This window comes from Sphingobium sp. UBA5915 (genome assembly GCF_002431195.1).
GTDB classification, from domain to species: Bacteria; Pseudomonadota; Alphaproteobacteria; order Sphingomonadales; family Sphingomonadaceae; genus Sphingobium; species Sphingobium soli.
This window is the reverse complement of the sequence record NZ_DJDV01000075.1, coordinates 61,534-77,299: the sequence shown is the minus strand read 5'-3', so window position 1 is coordinate 77,299 and position 15,766 is coordinate 61,534. Positions and strand designations below refer to the sequence as shown.

18 protein-coding genes and 1 tRNA gene are annotated in these 15,766 nt (G+C 63.3%); 5 read left to right on the top strand and 14 right to left on the bottom strand.

What is annotated here, in order from left to right; translation table 11 throughout:
• The first annotated feature begins 36 nt into the window (after positions 1-36).
• Both B2V90_RS12510 and B2V90_RS12505 read left to right on the top strand, forming a co-directional pair.
• Positions 37-900 (top strand): metal-dependent hydrolase, encoded by an 864-nt coding sequence (locus B2V90_RS12510; protein ID WP_228220730.1) that lies wholly within the window; start codon positions 37-39, stop codon positions 898-900.
• 32 nt (positions 901-932) lie between these two features.
• The gene (locus B2V90_RS12505; protein WP_228220731.1) at positions 933-1,466 is read left to right on the top strand and encodes a GNAT family N-acetyltransferase; all 534 of its coding nucleotides are present in this window, start codon (positions 933-935) and stop codon (positions 1,464-1,466) included.
• A 52-nt stretch (positions 1,467-1,518) separates the two neighbouring features.
• Here the strand turns inward: B2V90_RS12505 and B2V90_RS12500 are convergent, their stop codons facing one another.
• The 3 genes from B2V90_RS12500 to rplU all read right to left on the bottom strand — a co-directional run bounded on the left by B2V90_RS12500 (position 1,519) and on the right by rplU (position 2,966).
• The gene (locus tag B2V90_RS12500; protein ID WP_009822432.1) at positions 1,519-2,091 is read right to left on the bottom strand and encodes a GNAT family N-acetyltransferase; all 573 of its coding nucleotides are present in this window, start codon (positions 2,089-2,091) and stop codon (positions 1,519-1,521) included.
• A 273-nt stretch (positions 2,092-2,364) separates the two neighbouring features.
• The gene (gene rpmA / locus B2V90_RS12495; protein WP_009822431.1) at positions 2,365-2,634 is read right to left on the bottom strand and encodes a 50S ribosomal protein L27; all 270 of its coding nucleotides are present in this window, start codon (positions 2,632-2,634) and stop codon (positions 2,365-2,367) included.
• Between the two features lie 32 nt (positions 2,635-2,666).
• Positions 2,667-2,966, bottom strand: a complete 300-nt coding sequence (gene rplU / locus B2V90_RS12490) for a 50S ribosomal protein L21 (RefSeq protein ID WP_009822430.1) — start codon at positions 2,964-2,966, stop codon at positions 2,667-2,669.
• A gap of 186 nt (positions 2,967-3,152) precedes the next feature.
• Between rplU and B2V90_RS12485 the strand changes: the two genes are divergently transcribed.
• The 3 genes from B2V90_RS12485 to ybaL all read left to right on the top strand — a co-directional run bounded on the left by B2V90_RS12485 (position 3,153) and on the right by ybaL (position 5,446).
• Positions 3,153-3,551: a hypothetical protein gene (locus tag B2V90_RS12485; RefSeq protein ID WP_228220877.1), complete on the top strand. Its 399-nt coding sequence runs from the start codon at positions 3,153-3,155 to the stop codon at positions 3,549-3,551.
• Between the two features lie 61 nt (positions 3,552-3,612).
• Positions 3,613-3,750: a hypothetical protein gene (locus tag B2V90_RS12480; protein ID WP_009822428.1), complete on the top strand. Its 138-nt coding sequence runs from the start codon at positions 3,613-3,615 to the stop codon at positions 3,748-3,750.
• A gap of 67 nt (positions 3,751-3,817) precedes the next feature.
• Entirely contained in the window at positions 3,818-5,446 is a 1,629-nt protein-coding gene (ybaL, locus tag B2V90_RS12475) for a YbaL family putative K(+) efflux transporter (protein WP_228220732.1), read from the top strand.
• A 6-nt stretch (positions 5,447-5,452) separates the two neighbouring features.
• Here the strand turns inward: ybaL and B2V90_RS12470 are convergent, their stop codons facing one another.
• From B2V90_RS12470 to B2V90_RS12420, 11 genes are all read right to left on the bottom strand, one after another.
• Positions 5,453-6,988 carry a cryptochrome/photolyase family protein gene (locus B2V90_RS12470; RefSeq protein WP_228220733.1) on the bottom strand — a complete coding sequence of 512 codons (1,536 nt, stop codon included), beginning with the start codon at positions 6,986-6,988 and terminating at the stop codon, positions 5,453-5,455.
• A 66-nt stretch (positions 6,989-7,054) separates the two neighbouring features.
• The gene (locus tag B2V90_RS12465) at positions 7,055-8,797 is read right to left on the bottom strand and encodes a DEAD/DEAH box helicase (protein ID WP_228220734.1); all 1,743 of its coding nucleotides are present in this window, start codon (positions 8,795-8,797) and stop codon (positions 7,055-7,057) included.
• Between the two features lie 288 nt (positions 8,798-9,085).
• Positions 9,086-9,784 carry a 50S ribosomal protein L1 gene (rplA, locus tag B2V90_RS12460; RefSeq protein ID WP_009822424.1) on the bottom strand — a complete coding sequence of 233 codons (699 nt, stop codon included), beginning with the start codon at positions 9,782-9,784 and terminating at the stop codon, positions 9,086-9,088.
• A 4-nt stretch (positions 9,785-9,788) separates the two neighbouring features.
• Entirely contained in the window at positions 9,789-10,220 is a 432-nt protein-coding gene (gene rplK / locus B2V90_RS12455) for a 50S ribosomal protein L11 (RefSeq protein ID WP_009822423.1), read from the bottom strand.
• Between the two features lie 127 nt (positions 10,221-10,347).
• The gene (nusG, locus tag B2V90_RS12450) at positions 10,348-10,884 is read right to left on the bottom strand and encodes a transcription termination/antitermination protein NusG (protein ID WP_009822422.1); all 537 of its coding nucleotides are present in this window, start codon (positions 10,882-10,884) and stop codon (positions 10,348-10,350) included.
• Positions 10,885-10,905: 21 nt separating this feature from the next.
• Positions 10,906-11,112 (bottom strand): preprotein translocase subunit SecE, encoded by a 207-nt coding sequence (gene secE / locus B2V90_RS12445; RefSeq protein WP_009822421.1) that lies wholly within the window; start codon positions 11,110-11,112, stop codon positions 10,906-10,908.
• Between the two features lie 170 nt (positions 11,113-11,282).
• Positions 11,283-11,358, bottom strand: a tRNA-Trp gene (locus tag B2V90_RS12440).
• 67 nt (positions 11,359-11,425) lie between these two features.
• Positions 11,426-12,337, bottom strand: coding sequence for a YihY/virulence factor BrkB family protein (locus B2V90_RS12435; protein WP_228220735.1), 912 nt, complete (start codon positions 12,335-12,337; stop codon positions 11,426-11,428).
• 87 nt (positions 12,338-12,424) lie between these two features.
• Positions 12,425-13,159 carry a FadR/GntR family transcriptional regulator gene (locus B2V90_RS12430; RefSeq protein WP_228220736.1) on the bottom strand — a complete coding sequence of 245 codons (735 nt, stop codon included), beginning with the start codon at positions 13,157-13,159 and terminating at the stop codon, positions 12,425-12,427.
• A 17-nt stretch (positions 13,160-13,176) separates the two neighbouring features.
• The gene (locus B2V90_RS12425; RefSeq protein WP_037542983.1) at positions 13,177-14,100 is read right to left on the bottom strand and encodes a Gfo/Idh/MocA family protein; all 924 of its coding nucleotides are present in this window, start codon (positions 14,098-14,100) and stop codon (positions 13,177-13,179) included.
• Positions 14,097-15,674, bottom strand: a complete 1,578-nt coding sequence (locus B2V90_RS12420) for an aldehyde dehydrogenase (NADP(+)) (protein WP_228220737.1) — start codon at positions 15,672-15,674, stop codon at positions 14,097-14,099. Before B2V90_RS12420 ends, B2V90_RS12425 begins: the two co-directional genes overlap by 4 nt.
• Positions 15,675-15,766 lie beyond the last annotated feature (92 nt).

Below are 15,766 nucleotides of genomic sequence, written 5' to 3'. Positions count from 1 at the left end.
TTTACATAAATGTCAGTAAGCAACGAAGGCGTCCTCATGACACCCACCGACCTCACCATCACCCCCCGGGATCGTCGTTTCGGTCGGGATCGCCGGGCACAGCGACATTGGCTGAATGGCGATCCGATCGCCACGGCTTTCTTCAATGCCCTGTCGATCACCTTTCCCCGCGGCGAAGCCTTTTTCATCGAGTCCGTACGGGCCTTCCGCGATGGGGCGCCGGGCCAATTGGCGCGGGAGATTGCGGCCTTCACGCGGCAGGAAGTCGCGCATAGCCGCGAACATGTCGCCTTCAACCGGCAAGTGACCGATCACGGTTACGACGTGTCGCGCCTGGATGCGGACGTGACGATGGTGCTGGAACTTGCGAGGCAGCGGCCGCCGATCATCAGCCTGGCGGCCACCATGGCGCTGGAGCATTTTACCGCGATTCTGGCGCATCAGTTGCTGCGCGATTCACGGTATCTGGACGGGGCCAATCCCGAAGTGGCCGCGCTCTGGCGCTGGCACGCCGTCGAGGAAATCGAGCATAAAGGGGTGGCGCATGACACATGGGTCCATGCAACCCGCGACTGGCCGCGCTTTCGACGCTGGTGGGTCAGGTCGATGATGATGCTGGTCGTGACACGCCATTTCGTGCACCATCGCGCCCGCGGCATGATGGATTTGTTGCGGCAGGATGGGGTGACGGGCTCGGCTGCATGGGGCGGGCTGCTGCGCTATGCGCTGCTGCGTCCCGGCATATTGCGGAGGGTCGCTTTGCCTTGGCTCGGCTATTTCCGGCCCAACTTCTATCCCTGGGCCGTGGATGACCGGGATCTGATCGCCAGTGCCGACACGCCCTATGCGGCGGCCCGGATGGATGACCGGAAGGATAAATTGTCGCCCTCAATGGCTTGACCGGACCAAGGGCTGCGCCCTTTAATCGAGCGATGACCAACGCGCCGATATTGGAGACCGCCCGCCTGATCCTTCGCCCGCACAGCCTGGCTGACTATGCCAGCTGCCGGACGCTTTGGGCGGACGAGCGGGTGGTGAAGCATATTGGTGGCGCGCCGCAGGACGGGCAGGCGGTGTGGTTCAGGTTGCTACGCTACGCCGGCATGTGGTCGTTGCTGGGCTATGGCATGTGGGCGATCGAAGATCGAAAGAGCGGCGCCTTCCTGGGGGAAGCGGGACTGCTCAGTGCCGCGCGGGGACTGCCTGAACTGGAGAGCGTGCCGGAAGCCGGCTGGGTGCTGACGCCCGACGCCTGGGGCAAGGGGATCGCGCTTGAGGCAATGACTGCGGTGCTGACATGGGCCGACGCCCATGGTGAGGCGCCATCGCTTCGCTGCATCATTCATCCCGACAATGTTGCGTCCATCAGTGTGGCGCAAAGACTGGGCTTCTCCGCGCTGGTTGATACCGATCTTTCCGGTACCCCCTCGCGCGTCTTTGATCGTCCAAAGGGCGCGATCCCTTGAACGGGATGGCGACTGTCGAAATCGCCACCCCTTTAGGACTGCATCGGCCGGGTTAGGCGGCGACCGGCAGGTCGTTTGCGTAAGCGTCCATCATTGGATCGTCATTCATGCCGCCGCCTTCACCTTCCTCGAAGATCAGGCAATCGACGATTGCGTTCCGGCCCAGGCTATGGCGCTTCTGCGTTTCTCCGGTGAAGCGGAAGCCAAGTTTGCGCAGGACATTGCCGGATGCCGGGTTGTCGGCGCAATGGGCGGCGCGGATGGTGCGTATGCCATTGGCGCGCGCCATGCCGATGACGGCGCCGGCTGCTTCCGTAGCGAAGCCCAGGCCCCAATAGGCGCGGGCAATCCAGTAGCCCAGTTCCGGCGCGCCATCAGCACCAGGATGAACGCCGCAGCCGCCGATCAAGCGCGGAGCACCCCGCGTGCGCGAAAAGGCAAGCAGCCGGGGCATCCGGGGATGATGGGGCAGGGCCAGAAACCGCTGCGCATCCTCTGCCGTATACGGATTGGGCACATGCGATAAATTGCGCAGGACCGCAGGGTCATTGATGGCCGCGGCCAGCGCCGGGGCATCTTCCATCCAGCCGGGCCGCAGCAACAGCCGGGGGGTGCGGGCGAACATTCTTGTCTCTCCTCTCGTGCGCGTCGTTAGCCGGCGATGATGACGGCTTGACGACGGTCTCCTCCGGTTGTTTTCCTTGCCCCCATGACGCGCGAGAAGGCGTTGAGTTCCAGAGGTTTAAGGGAATTTTGAAGAAGGTTTCGCCCCACGGAAAAGGGGCGCTTCCTGCCTATGAGGAGCGCCCCTTATTCCCTTGGACACCGGGTCAGGCCAATGGCCCCGACACCGGAAGGATCGCCCCTTGTTCAAGGACGACCCGTCATCAGTCGTCCGTTATTCTGCCGCTTCGGCCATTGCGTCAACCGACACATATTTGCGGCCGAGCTTGCCGGTGTGGAATACCACCTTGCCTTCGCCGAGCGCGAAGAGGGTGTGATCCTTGCCCATGCCGACATTGCGGCCGGGATAAACGCGGGTGCCGCGCTGGCGAATGATGATGTTGCCGCCGATCACGTCCTGACCGCCGAACTTCTTCACGCCAAGGCGCTTCGACTCCGAATCGCGACCGTTGCGCGACGAACCGCCAGCTTTCTTATGTGCCATGACCTAAACTCCTCGAAATTCTACGCTGTGGCTCAGGCGCCGATCGACACGATCTTGAGGATCGTGTGATTCTGGCGGTGGCCGTTCTTGCGACGATAATTGTGGCGACGGCGCTTCTTGAAGACGATGACCTTCTCGCCCTTCGCCTGCGCGATGATTTCGGCCGCGACGGTCAGCTTGGCGGTGTCCTTCAGGTCGCCGCCGTCACCGGCCAGCAGGACGTCATCCAACGTGACCTTGTCGCCGGCTTCGCCAGCCAGCTTTTCAACGACGATCTTGTCTCCGGCGGCGACGCGATACTGCTTGCCGCCCGTGCGCACGATAGCGAACATGGCTTGTCTCTTCTCGTTCAAATCTGCTTTACGCAGATCATCGAGGAGGAAATCCTGTCGACCCGCGCGGGAATGTGGCCCGTTAGTGGAATGACTCGCTGCTGTCAACCGATCCGGGGCCGTTTCCGGTCTGGCTTTCATCTTCGCGCCCGCCTATCTTGACCGTGATGGCAGTCGGAAGTGACGATGCGGCCCGGTAGCGGCATTAGCATATTGGCAGCGCGCCATGTTGAGCGCCTGCCGGTGCGCGCGGCATTCTGGACGCTTATTTTCATCACCTTGCTGTCGGCGCTCGCTCCCATAGGCGCGCCGCTCACCCGCCTCAAGGGTTCGGCATTCAATCCGGCCACGACCGAAGTCGTCCTGAAATCGCGCGCCAGCACCATGCAGGCTATGTCTCCTTCGCGGCGCAAGGACGCGGACGGGGTGTCACATGCATTCCTGCTCGTCCGCAAGGCGGCATGGCTCACCCTGGCTGCGGGGGCGGCAGGTGTGGCCGCGATGCCATTGCCGGCAGTCCCCGCGCTGCGTCGGCACGATCTGCTCCGCGCACATCGTGCGCGTGCGCCACCGGCCGGTCTGTAACGACATTTGGATGCCACGGCGTTCGTGACGAACGCTTCGCCACAGCAGCGGGAGAGCGAATATGTCGCGTCTCGATGATCCGTCGGGCGACCCTTCGCGTCGCCAGCGGCCACCCTGGTGGTTTATGCCTCTGACCATGGGCGGTCTGGGCATTGCCGCCGCAATTCTGTCCATGGTGATGATCACCATAGTGGACTGAACCCCATCAAAGCCGGGCGCTCGCTTCGTGCAACGCCCGGTGGTTTGCAGAAAATGGAAAGGCAGACATGCCGCATCATACACCGTTGATTGGCACGATCGTCGCGGGACTGGTCGTCGCATTCATCATGGGATCACTCGCGCATCGCGTGAAACTTTCGCCACTTGTCGGATATCTGATCGCGGGCATTCTGGTGGGTCCGTTCACGCCCGGCTTTGTCGCGGATGCAGGGCTGGCGAATGAATTGGCGGAAATCGGCGTGATCCTGCTGATGTTCGGCGTCGGCCTGCATTTCTCGCTCAAGGATTTGCTGTCGGTCAGGCACATCGCGGTTCCAGGCGCCCTGGTCCAGATCGCCGTGGCCACGCTACTGGGCATGGGGCTGGCGCATGTCATGGGCTGGACGGTGATGGGCGGCCTGGTCTTTGGCCTCGCGCTTGCCGTCGCCAGCACCGTGGTTCTGTTGCGTGCGCTACAGGGCGCTGATCTGGTGGATACGCGCAGAGGCCGCATCGCGGTCGGCTGGCTGATCGTGGAGGACCTGGTGATGGTGCTCGCCCTCGTGCTGTTGCCCGCGCTTGCCGCCGTGCTGGACAATGACCAGGGTGAGGGTGCGTCAGCTCTGCTTGCGCCCTTGCTCGGCACCCTGCTTAAAGTTGTCGGCTTCGTTGTCGTGATGCTGGTCGTTGGTCGTCGCGTCATCCCCTGGGCGCTGCACTGGGTCGTGCACACCGGGTCGCGCGAACTGTTCCGGCTGGCTGTCCTGGCGATCGCGCTGGGCGTTGCGTTCGGCGCCGCCTATGTCTTTGATGTGTCGTTCGCGCTGGGCGCTTTCTTTGCCGGCATGATCCTGGGCGAAACGCCGCTCAGCCGCCGCGCGACCGAGGAGACGCTTCCCCTGCGCGATGCCTTTGCGGTGTTGTTCTTCGTATCGGTGGGCATGTTGTTCAATCCAGCCGTGGTGGTCGAACATCCGCTGCCGTTGCTGGCGACGATACTGATCATCGTCATCGGAAAATCCATCGCGGCCTGGGGCATTGTTCGCGCCTTCGGCCATCCCAATGTGACGGCCATCACCATCGCCGCCAGTTTGGCGCAGATTGGAGAGTTTTCCTTCATTCTCGCGTCCCTGGGCACTGGCCTTGGCGTCCTGCCTGCTGATGCGCGGGATTTGATCCTGGCCGGAGCGATGGCGTCGATCTTCCTCAATCCCATCCTCTTCTCCCTGATCGTCCGCGCGCATAGGCAGAACGAGGAGGAGCCATCGGAAACCGACCGCCAGGTCGCCCAGGCCATGGGCCACATGATCGTCGTCGGCTACGGCCGGGTCGGCAAACTGATCGCCGCTCGCCTTGCAACCAGGGGAGTCCAGTTTGTCGTCATAGAGGATGACGCCGAAAAGGCCGGCGAGGCGGCTGAGGACGGGCATGATGTCATTCGGGGCAACGCATTGGATGATCGCTATCTTATCGCCGCGGGCATAGCGGAAGCGCGGCATATGCTGATCGCCGTGCCGGAGGGCTTTGAGGGTGGGGCAATCCACGAACATGCCCGCCATCTCAATCCGACGCTCAATGTCATCGCGCGCGCGCACAGCGACGCCGAAGTTGCGCATCTGGAATCCTTGGGAGTCGGACACATCGTCATGGGGGAACGCGAATTGGCGGCGCGCATGCTCACGCTCTGCGGCGCATAGGGTTAGTCAGAGGCTCTCCAGGAATCGCGCTGCCTGCTTGCGGGTGGCGGCGCGGTCCTCTTCCTTCATCCTCTGCCAGTTGCGATAGGGCATCGCCATGCGCGGGTTGCGTGCGAGCCTGCGCTCGTTCCGCGCGATGAAGTCCCAGTAGAGCGCATTGAAAGGGCAGGCGTCATCGCCCACCCGCTTCTTCACATCGTAGCGGCATGTGCCGCAATAGTTTGACATGCGATTGATATAGGCACCCCCGGCCGCATAGGGCTTGCTGCCCAGCAAGCCGCCATCGGCGAACAGCGCCATGCCGATGGTGTTAGGCATCTCCACCCATTCATAGGCGTCGGCATAGACCTCCAGATACCAGACATGCACCTGATGCGGGTCGATCCCCGCGATTAGGGCGAAATTACCGGTGATCATCAACCGCTGGATATGATGGGCATAGCCATGGTCGATGGTCTGGCCGATCGCCTGAGCCAGGCAATGCATCTCTGTCTCGCCGGTCCAGTAGAAGTCGGGCAAGTCCCGCTGTGCCTCCAGCGCGTTGCGCTTTCCATAATCAGGCCCTTCATGCCAGTAGACGCCGCGCACATATTCGCGCCAGCCGATGATCTGGCGGATGAAGCCTTCGGCGCAATTGAGCGGCACCTTGCCCGCGCGATAGCGCGCCTCGACCTCCCGGCACAGATCCAGCGGATCCAGCAGCCCGGCGTTGATATAGGGTGACAGGATCGAGTGCCACAGGAATGGCTCGTCGGTCAGCATTGCGTCCTGATAATCGCCAAAGCGTGGCAGGGCATCGTCCAGGAAGCGCTTGCGCTGGCGCAGCGCTTCGTCATGCGTGACCGCGAAATGAAAATAGTCGAGGCTGCCAATATGGTCGGCGAAGCGATCGGCAACCATATCCAGCACCGCCTGCGTCACGCCATCGGGACGAAACCGGATCGGATGCGGCATCAGCAGGTCGCGATCGGGGGCTGGCTTGCGATTGTCGGCATCATAATTCCATTGCCCGCCCTCCGGTTCGCCCGCGTCCGTCATCAGCAGGCCGGTCTTGCGCCGCATGTCGCGATAGAAAAACTCCATGCGCAACTGGTTGCGCGCCGCTGCCCAGCTGTCGAACTCCGCATGGGAGCAGAGGAAGCGATCATCCTCATGGATGGTGACCGGGATGGCGAAGCGGGTTTCCCAGCTTTCGATCATGGACCGGACACGCCATTCGCCCGGTTCGGTCACGTGAATCGCGCGCGGTTGATGCCGCTCAACTGCCCGCGCAACCTCGCTGGTGAAAGAGCCCCTATTGTTAGGCGCGTCGAGAGTCACATAATCGACCGTCCAGCCCAAGGCGCGCAGACGTTCGGCATGATGGCGCATGGCGGACAGGATGAACGCGATCTTGGCCTTGTGATGCTTCACATAGGCCGTCTCGTCCGCCACCTCCATCATCAGGACAATGCTGTCATCCCTGTGGGCAGCGCGCAGGGCGGCAATGTCAGGGGTCAACTGGTCGCCGAGCACGGGAATGAGCAAAGGGCCGTCGGTCATCCCGATGGAATGACCGACGGCCCTTCAATATCCCAGCCTGTCCGAAGGGGCAGGTGGCCCAACGGCTCAGCGACCGCGCGGTGGCCCCTTGCGCCCACTTTTGAAGGGGCGCGGTGCATGGCCGCCGGGACGCGAGGCCCGATCATTGCCGCGCGGTCCGCGATCATTGGGACGACCGGCGCGCTTGTGCTGGCGCGCTTCCTCCCGCGGGCTGCCTTCGATCATCTCGAAGGCAACATCGGCGCCCTCGTCATTGGCTTCCCCCGTGCGCTTCAAGGCGGAAGTGAAGCGGCTGACTATCGCCTTGGGGATCTCGAACATCGTCTCGTTCGTCGTGATACGAATCGCGCCGATGTCTTGGCGCGACACATGGCCCCGACGGCAGATGAGCGGCAGGATCCAGCGCGGATCGGCATTCTGCCGGCGGCCAATGTCCATGCGGAACCATTGCGTATCTTCAAAGCCTGGACGTGGACCGTCATTGCGCGTCGGCGCTTCGCTGCGGTCGAGCAGTTCTTCGGGCGCGGGCAAGGCGGCACGTGCGCTCTTCACCAGCATCGCGGCGATTTCCTTGGCGCTCTTCTCGGCCAGGATTTCTGCGCCCAGCGTCCAGTCCGCCTCGTCCAGTTCGGCGCGCTCCATCAGGCTGGCGCGCAGGCGGGCATTGTCCTGCTCCAGAATCGCTTCCTTGCTCGGCGGGGTGCCCCATTCCACCGGAATCTTCGCCCCGCGCAGCATCGATTCGACGCGACGGCGGCGCGGATAGGGGACGATCAGCACGGCCGTACCCTTCTTGCCTGCGCGGCCCGTGCGGCCCGACCGATGCTGCATCGTCTCGGCGTCGCGGGGCAGTTCGACATGGACGACGAGGGACAGCGAGGGCAGGTCGATGCCGCGCGCGGCCACATCGGTCGCCACGCACACCCGCGCCCGTTTGTCGCGCAGCGCCTGCAACGCATGGTTGCGCTCATTCTGGCTATGCTCGCCCGACAGCGCCACGACGGCAAAGCCGCGCTCGGTCAGGCTGGCGTGAAGGTGGCGCACATTGTCACGGGTGGCGCAAAACAGGATCGCCGTCTCCGCCTCATGAAAGCGCAGCAGGTTCACCACTGCATTCTCAATGTCGGAAGGTGCGACGGTCAGCGCCTGATAGCTGATGTCGCCATGGCCGCGTTCCTCGCTCATGGTCGAAATGCGCAGCGCGTCCTTCTGGTAGCGCTTGGCCATGGTCACGATCGGCTTGGGCATGGTGGCCGAAAACAGCAGCGTGCGGCGTTCCTGCGGCGCGCTGTCCAGGATGGCCTCCAGATCCTCGCGAAAGCCCATGTCCAGCATTTCGTCGGCTTCGTCCAGAACGGCCGTGCGCATCCCGCTCAGGTCCAGCGCGCCACGCTCCAGATGGTCGCGCAGACGCCCTGGCGTACCCACCACGATATGTGCGCCATGGCTCAGGTTCCGACGCTCCTTGGCCGCGTCCATCCCGCCGACGCAGGTCGCGATGCGCGCCCGTGCCGCGCCGTAGAGCCATTCCAGCTCGCGGCTGACCTGCAACGCCAGTTCGCGCGTCGGCGCAATCACCAGCGCCAGCGGCAGGCCGGCCACCGGCAGGCGCTCCGCATCGCCCAGCAATTCGCCCGCCATAGCGAGCCCGAAAGCGACCGTCTTGCCCGATCCGGTCTGCGCCGAAACAAGCAGGTCGCGGCCATGCGCTTCTTCCTGCGTGACTTCGGACTGCACGGGGGTCAGTGCTTCATAGCCCTTGGCGACGAGCGCCTGAGACAGCAGGGCGGGGAGAGTTTCAAAAGCCATATTTCTGAGTTCCATCGGTAAAATAGCGACCCGCCATTCCCGACGGATACGAAAGACCGTTCATGCCATTCGCGGGATGCGAAGGCCCGAAGGATGGTCAGTCCTTCGGTTCCAAATCCTCCCGCATTTGGGGAGGGGGGCCGGCCATGCCGGTGGAGGGGTGTCCCCCTTCTTGCGGACCATTCCGGTCCGACGCCGCCTCGATGTCGAAGCAGCGGCAAAGAAAACAAGAAGGCCGCCTTCCCCCGCATGGGAGGGAAAGCGGCCCCTTTATCACTTTTCAGTCGATCAGACGGAAGCGACTTCCGCCACATCGACCTTCACGCCCGGGCCCATCGAGGACGACAGGGCGATCTTGCGGACATATTTGCCCTTCGAACCCGACGGCTTCGCCTTGACGATCGCGTCGACGAAGGCGTCGAAATTCTTGCGCAGGTCTTCGGCAGAGAAGCTCGACTTGCCAAGGCCGGCGTGGATGATGCCTGCCTTTTCGACGCGGAATTCGATCTGTCCGCCCTTGGCGGCCTTCACGGCTTCGGCGACGTTCGGGGTCACGGTGCCCAGCTTCGGGTTCGGCATCAGGCCCTTGGGACCCAGCACCTTACCCAGACGACCGACGAGGCCCATCATGTCGGGGGTGGCGATGACGCGTTCGAAATCGATGTTGCCGCCCTGGATCGATTCCAGCAGGTCTTCGGCGCCGACGACTTCGGCGCCGGCCGCCTTGGCGGCTTCGGCCTTGTCGCCACGGGCGAACACGGCGACGCGCACGTCCTTGCCGGTGCCAGCGGGCAGGGTGACGACGCCGCGCACCATCTGGTCAGCGTGACGCGGATCGACGCCCAGGTTGATCGCGATTTCGACGCTTTCGTCGAACTTGGCGGTCGCGTGGGTCTTGATCAGGCCCAGCGCCTCATCGACGCCGTGCAGCTTTTCGCGGTCAACGGCAGCGGCCAGGGCCTTCGCCTTCTTGGTCAGCTTTGCCATGGTCTTAGCCCTCCACCACGTCGAGGCCCATCGCGCGCGCGGAGCCTTCAATGATCTTCGTTGCAGCGTCGATGTCGTTCGCGTTGAGATCGGGCATCTTGACCTGCGCGATTTCGGCGAGCTGTGCGCGGGTGATCTTGCCAGCGACGGCCTTGCCCGGCTCCTTCGAGCCCGACTTCAGGTTGATCGCCTTCTTGATCAGGTAGGTTGCCGGCGGCATCTTCGTGACGAAGCTGAACGAACGGTCCGCATAGACGGTGATGATGGTCGGCAACGGCGTGCCCTTGTCCATCTTGTCCGTCGAGGCGTTGAACGCCTTGCAGAATTCCATGATGTTCACGCCGCGCTGACCCAGGGCAGGGCCGATCGGCGGCGAGGGGTTGGCGGCTCCAGCGGGCACCTGGAGTTTGATATAGCCCGTAATCTTCTTGGCCATTGTCACTCTCTTTCAAGTTTAGCGGTCAAGCAGGCTGCATAAAGCAACCCTCCCGCATGCATTACCGGCTTCCCGGCAATTTCGTCGCCCATCTTTCCGGATCATATCCGGATGACGGGCATCATTCTTATTTCGACAGTTCGACCTGTTCGAAATCCAGTTCGACCGGGGTGGCGCGACCGAAGATCGACACCGAAACCTTGACCCGGTTCTTTTCGAAATCCAGTTCCTCGACCACGCCGTTGAAGCTGGCGAAGGGGCCGTCCAGAACCTTGACGCTGTCGCCGATCTCGTAATCGACATTGACCTTGTGCTTGGGCGCGGCCTCGGCTTCCTTCTGGGCGCCGAAATAGCGGGCGGCCTCGCCCTCGCTGATCGCCTGGGGCTTGCCCGACGAGCCAAGGAAGCCCGTCACCTTGGGCGTATTCTTCACCAGGTGATAGATGTCGTCGTTCATGCTAAGCTTGGCGAGGACGTAGCCGGGCATGAACTTGCGCTCGACCTGCACCTTCTTGCCGCGCTTCACTTCGGTCACCGTTTCGGTGGGCACCTCGACCTGTTCGACCAGTTGGGAGAGGCCCATGCGCTCGGCTTCGGCCAGGATCGATTCCTTGACCTTGCTTTCGAAGCCCGAATAGGCGTGGATGATGTACCAGCGCGCCATGTTACTCTTTCATACTCCCGATCAGGCCCGGCCGGCCGCGAGGCTGAGCAGCCACTGGACGATCGCGCCGAAGAAGGTGTCGATGCCGAAGAAGAAGAGCCCCAGCAGCGTAGTCATGATGACGACCATCACGCCAGTCATCACCGTTTCGCGACCGGTCGGCCACACGATTTTCGACGCTTCGGTCTTCACCTGATTGACGAATTCGCCGGGGGAAACCTTCGCCATCGCCTGCCTTTTCACCTTCGTATCAACGCCAATTCGCGAAGCAACAGTCCGCCCTCCCGATCCCGCCTGTTCCAGCGTCCGGGGGTGCGGCCGCCTGCTCCGCGACCTTGTTTCGCCTGCGCACTTAGCCGCGAGCCCATTGATATTCAAGGGATCGCGGCCAGTTCGCTTGGCAGGAGTGGAGGGACTCGAACCCCCGGCATTCGGTTTTGGAGACCGACGCTCTACCAGCTGAGCTACACTCCTGTGCCGGCGAAGGAGGGCGCTTTAGCGTGGCGAAGCGGGCAGGGCAAGCGCGATTATCGCGCCGCCGTCATTGCGCCGGCGGCTCGTCGATCTGCGTGTCGGCGCTTGTCTGGCGTTCGGCCTCCCGATTGAGCTGTGCCCCCAGCAGAACCACGAAGGCGGAGACATAAAGCCACAGTTGAAGGACGACCACGGCGCCCAGTGAGCCATAGGTTTCGTTGTAATTGCCAAATTTCGACACGTAGAAGGATACGGCCAGCGTCGAGAGCAGCCAGAGCACCGTTGCAGTGACGGATCCCGCCGTCAGCCAGCGCCAGCGCGCCTTGCGCCGATGCGGCCCGAAACGGTAGATGAGCGCGAAGATCAAGCTGGCGAACATTCCCGCCACGATCCAGGTGATCGCCTTGGTCAGGAAGATCGCAATCTGGCCCCAGCCATTGGTCAATGTTTCGAGAAACCCGATCACCGACGCGGTGAGCACGCCCACCACGACCACGAGGACCGCAGAGAAAGTGATTCCCAGGGACACCCGGTAAAAGGCGAAGATCGACCGCGCTTCGGTCTGTTCATAAATGATATTGAGCGCCTCGATCGTTGCCGAGGACGCACGGGTGGCGCCATAAACGGCAAAGGCGAGGGCAAAGATCAAGCCCAGGCCGACGGCGGGCTTGGTCGTCGTCACAATGGCCATCAACTGTTCGTAGATGAGCTTGGCGGCCTCCTGTGGCACGACCGTGATCAGCGACCGGACATTGTCCGCCACCAGTTGAGGATCGCCGATCAGACCATAGGTCAGGACCACTGCCAGCAGCAGCGGAGCGATGGACAAAAAGGCGTAATAGGCGACGCCCGCCGACAACAGGCTGATGTGATTGGCCGACAATTTGCCGTAAACCCGTTTGAGGATTTGCCACCAGCCGCGCGCCGGTATCTGCCATGGTGCGTGGGCATGGACCTGCTGCGCTACGATATCTGTCATTCCAATCCCCTGCTTGCCGATATCGGGAAGCAAGCGCGCGAACCGGAGTGCGGGTTCCCTGTCGATCTGGGCCCCAAGGCGTCGAAGTCACTCCGACAGCGCGATATCCATGTCGGCCAAGGCGAGGCGAAGCAGTTCAGCCATGGAATCGCGCGCCGCCGCGGTGTCGCGTGCAGCTATGGCCTTATGCACGGATTGGTGATCGGGCAGCGGATCGCGCGGAAGCAGCTTTTTGCGATGCTTGAACGTGGTGGTCCAGCTGACCGCCGCGCCGACGGAACTGGCAAGCGCAGCCAGGGCGTCATTATGGGCCGCAGCCAATATGGCATGGTGAAAGCGCTGGTCGGCGGCGCGGCCTTCGGGCGTGGAGAGGCCATAGCGGCGCATTTCGCCCAATGCCGTATCCATGACCGCGAGTTGATCGTCCGTGCGCCGCCGGGCGGCGAATTCCGCGGCGGCCGGCTCGATCACGCCACGCAGTTCGAACAGGTCGCGAATGAAGGCGCGATCGGGCTCGCCAGCAAACATCCAGGCGAGCATTTCGGGGTCGAGCACATTCCAGCGCGCGCGGGGAAGCACGCGCGTGCCCGCTTTCGGCCGGCTTTCCAGCATGCCCTTGGCAATCAGGATACGCACAGCTTCGCGATAGGCGGTGCGCGATACGCCAAGCCGTTCGGCGGCCTCGATCTCGCCTTCGAACAAATCGCCAGGCTTGTGCTTGCCGGTCAGAATGGCGGTGCCCAGGTCGCGGGCAATGGCTTGATGGATGCGGAGCGCGCCCTCGTCGGTTCCGAAATGGCCCTCCTTGCGCGCGCTCCCCATGGCGTTTTCCTTTTAGATTAATCCTCGAACGCTGCCGTAGGACAATGCCGCCCGCAAAGGAAGGCGTCCGCCACCAATCGCAATGGCGCGGTGTCGACGTCGATGGCCCGCCGTTCCACCAAATCGACGAAGCGTCGATACATTGCGGGATATTCCTCATCCGGCGCCTTCATCTGCACTTCGCCGTCGAGCCGCAATGTATTGCCACCTTCTGATAGCAAAAGGCTGCCATTGTCGGTCTCGACCGCTATGTCCCAGGTTTGCGGCCCGGTTTGGCGCCAATCGAACACGGTGTCGATCGCCGCGCCCGATGCCGTCGCCATGCCCAGCGTCGCGCCGATCGGTGCCTGCTTATTGGACGGCACTTCCAGTTCCGCCGACAGAAGGGTGATCGGCTCCCCGACGATTTCGGTCAGGATCGACAGGGCGTTGATGCCAGGATCGAAGACTCCGAAACCGCCAGCCTCCCAGATCCAGGGTTGTCCCGGATGCCAGTGGCGCACATCCTCTCGCCATTGGATGTCGATCCGTTCCACCTTGCGGTCCGCTATCCAGGACTTGGCCTGGGCCACCGCAGCGGCATAGCGGCTATGCCAGCTGGCGTAGAGCGTAACGTTTTTTTGCCTGGCCAGCGCGGTCAGCGCCTCCACCTCGGACACGGTCGCGCCGGGAGGTTTTTCGAGGAACACATGTTTGCCCGCCAGCAGCGCCTGTCTGGCTGTGGCGTAGCGGACCTGGGGCGGCTGACACAGGATGACGGCGTCCAGATCAGGCTCCCCTGCCAGCATCGCACCGAGGTCGGGATAATTCTGGACCCCTTCCGCTTGCGCGTTGCGGCTGGCGACCGCGACCAGCGCGATGCCGTCGACCTTATCGATCGCCGGCAAATGCTGGTCGCGCGCAATCTTGCCAAGGCCGACGAGACCGGCCCGGATCATCAGGCTGCGACCTCCAGCTTGCCTTCGACGCGGCGCGTAAGGCCCCAGGGATTGGCATCCTGCAACGCGGCGGGCAGCAGCGTATCAGGAACGTCCTGATAGCAGACGGGGCGCAGGAACCGCATCATCGCCAGCGTGCCGACCGAGGTCGAACGACCATCGGCGGTCGAAGGGAAGGGGCCGCCGTGAACCATGGCATGGGTCACTTCGACGCCGGTGGGCCAGCCATTGGTGAGAATGCGCCCAACCTTGCGCGACAGCGTCGGCAACAGCTTGGCGGCGTGATCCTGATCGCCCTCGCCAATTTGCAACGTGGCGGTCAGCTGACCTTCCAGACCGGCGATCGTCGCAACGACCTCATCGATGCTCGAGCAACGGATGAGAACCGAGGAAGACCCGAACACTTCCTCCGCCAAAACCGGGTTCGACGTGAACGTCGCGCTGTCGGTCGAGAAAAAGGCAGCCTGTCCACGATTGACGCCTTCGGGTTCGGTGCCGCGCGCGACGGTGGTGACGCCGTCGGCGCTAGCCAGGGCGGCAACGCCCTTCTCATAAGCTTCGTGAATGCCCGGCGTCAGCATCACCTGCGGCGCCGCGCCCGACATGGCGGCAGCGGCCGACGCGACGAACGTATCGAGATCCGGACCATCAAGCGCGATGACAAGGCCGGGATTGGTGCAGAACTGGCCCGAACCCATGGTGAGCGAACCAACAAAGGCCGCGCCCATGGCTTCGCCGCGGCTGGCGAGCGCGCCGGGCAGCAGCACCACCGGGTTGATCGACGACATTTCGGCGTAGACCGGGATCGGCTCGGGCCGTTCGGCGGCGATCTTCATCAGCGCCGTGCCGCCACCGCGCGAACCGGTGAATCCGACAGCCTTGATACGCGGATCAGCGACCAGAGCGCCGCCCAGGGCGCGATCAGCACCCGGCAGGTAGGAAAAGACGCCTTCATGCAGGCCGCAGCTCTTCACTGCCGCCTGGATGGCGCGGGCAACCAGTTCGCCGGTGCCAGGATGCGCGCTATGCCCCTTGACGACGACGGGTGAACCCGCCGCGAAGGCGGCTGCGGTGTCGCCACCCGCGACCGAAAAGGCCAGGGGGAAATTGGATGCGCCGAAGACGGCGACGGGTCCGACCGAATGATTGACCCTACGCAGGTCGGCGCGGGGCAGAGGCGCCCGTTCCGGCATGGCGCGGTCGATCGTGGCGTCTAGCCAGTCGCCCAGGCGGACATAGGAAGCGAACAGGCGTAACTGGCCGACCGTCCGGCCGCGTTCGCCCTCCAGTCGCGCGCGCGGCAGGCCGGATTCTGCCATCGCGGTTTCGATCAGCAGATCGCCGATACCCATGATGTTGTCGGCCACGCTTTCCAGGAAGGTGGCGCGGGCGTCAGGAGACAGGGTAGAAAAGCTTTCAAAGGCTTCGTCGGCCAATTTGGTGGCTTGCTCGACGTCCGCAGGCATGGCGCTGGAAAAGGCGACATCGCCCTTTTCGCCGGTCGCTGGATTGATGGCGTGGAAGGGCTGGCCGCCGGTGCGCTCGCTCGCGCCGATGAGGATGGCTCCGTTGAACATGGCTGTCTCCTTAAAGAGGGGCTGCTGGTCTTTTGCGCCGCCAGAATATGACGGCGACCGTTATGCGGATGGGAGCGGGGGAGGATGGCGAC

Coding starts and splice junctions, on each gene's coding strand:
- rplU (WP_009822430.1), bottom strand. CDS start 2,966: ATGTTCGCTATCGTGCGCACGGGCGGCAAGCAGTATCGCGTCGCCGCC.
- B2V90_RS12505 (WP_228220731.1), top strand. CDS start 933: ATGACCAACGCGCCGATATTGGAGACCGCCCGCCTGATCCTTCGCCCG.
- rplA (WP_009822424.1), bottom strand. CDS start 9,784: ATGGCAAAGCTGACCAAGAAGGCGAAGGCCCTGGCCGCTGCCGTTGAC.
- nusG (WP_009822422.1), bottom strand. CDS start 10,884: ATGGCGCGCTGGTACATCATCCACGCCTATTCGGGCTTCGAAAGCAAG.
- B2V90_RS12465 (WP_228220734.1), bottom strand. CDS start 8,797: ATGGCTTTTGAAACTCTCCCCGCCCTGCTGTCTCAGGCGCTCGTCGCC.
- B2V90_RS12500 (WP_009822432.1), bottom strand. CDS start 2,091: ATGTTCGCCCGCACCCCCCGGCTGTTGCTGCGGCCCGGCTGGATGGAA.
- B2V90_RS12485 (WP_228220877.1), top strand. CDS start 3,153: ATGCGGCCCGGTAGCGGCATTAGCATATTGGCAGCGCGCCATGTTGAG.
- B2V90_RS12470 (WP_228220733.1), bottom strand. CDS start 6,988: ATGACCGACGGCCCTTTGCTCATTCCCGTGCTCGGCGACCAGTTGACC.
- rpmA (WP_009822431.1), bottom strand. CDS start 2,634: ATGGCACATAAGAAAGCTGGCGGTTCGTCGCGCAACGGTCGCGATTCG.
- B2V90_RS12480 (WP_009822428.1), top strand. CDS start 3,613: ATGTCGCGTCTCGATGATCCGTCGGGCGACCCTTCGCGTCGCCAGCGG.
- rplK (WP_009822423.1), bottom strand. CDS start 10,220: ATGGCCAAGAAGATTACGGGCTATATCAAACTCCAGGTGCCCGCTGGA.
- B2V90_RS12430 (WP_228220736.1), bottom strand. CDS start 13,159: ATGGGGAGCGCGCGCAAGGAGGGCCATTTCGGAACCGACGAGGGCGCG.
- B2V90_RS12510 (WP_228220730.1), top strand. CDS start 37: ATGACACCCACCGACCTCACCATCACCCCCCGGGATCGTCGTTTCGGT.
- secE (WP_009822421.1), bottom strand. CDS start 11,112: ATGGCGAAGGTTTCCCCCGGCGAATTCGTCAATCAGGTGAAGACCGAA.
- ybaL (WP_228220732.1), top strand. CDS start 3,818: ATGCCGCATCATACACCGTTGATTGGCACGATCGTCGCGGGACTGGTC.
- B2V90_RS12435 (WP_228220735.1), bottom strand. CDS start 12,337: ATGACAGATATCGTAGCGCAGCAGGTCCATGCCCACGCACCATGGCAG.
- B2V90_RS12420 (WP_228220737.1), bottom strand. CDS start 15,674: ATGTTCAACGGAGCCATCCTCATCGGCGCGAGCGAGCGCACCGGCGGC.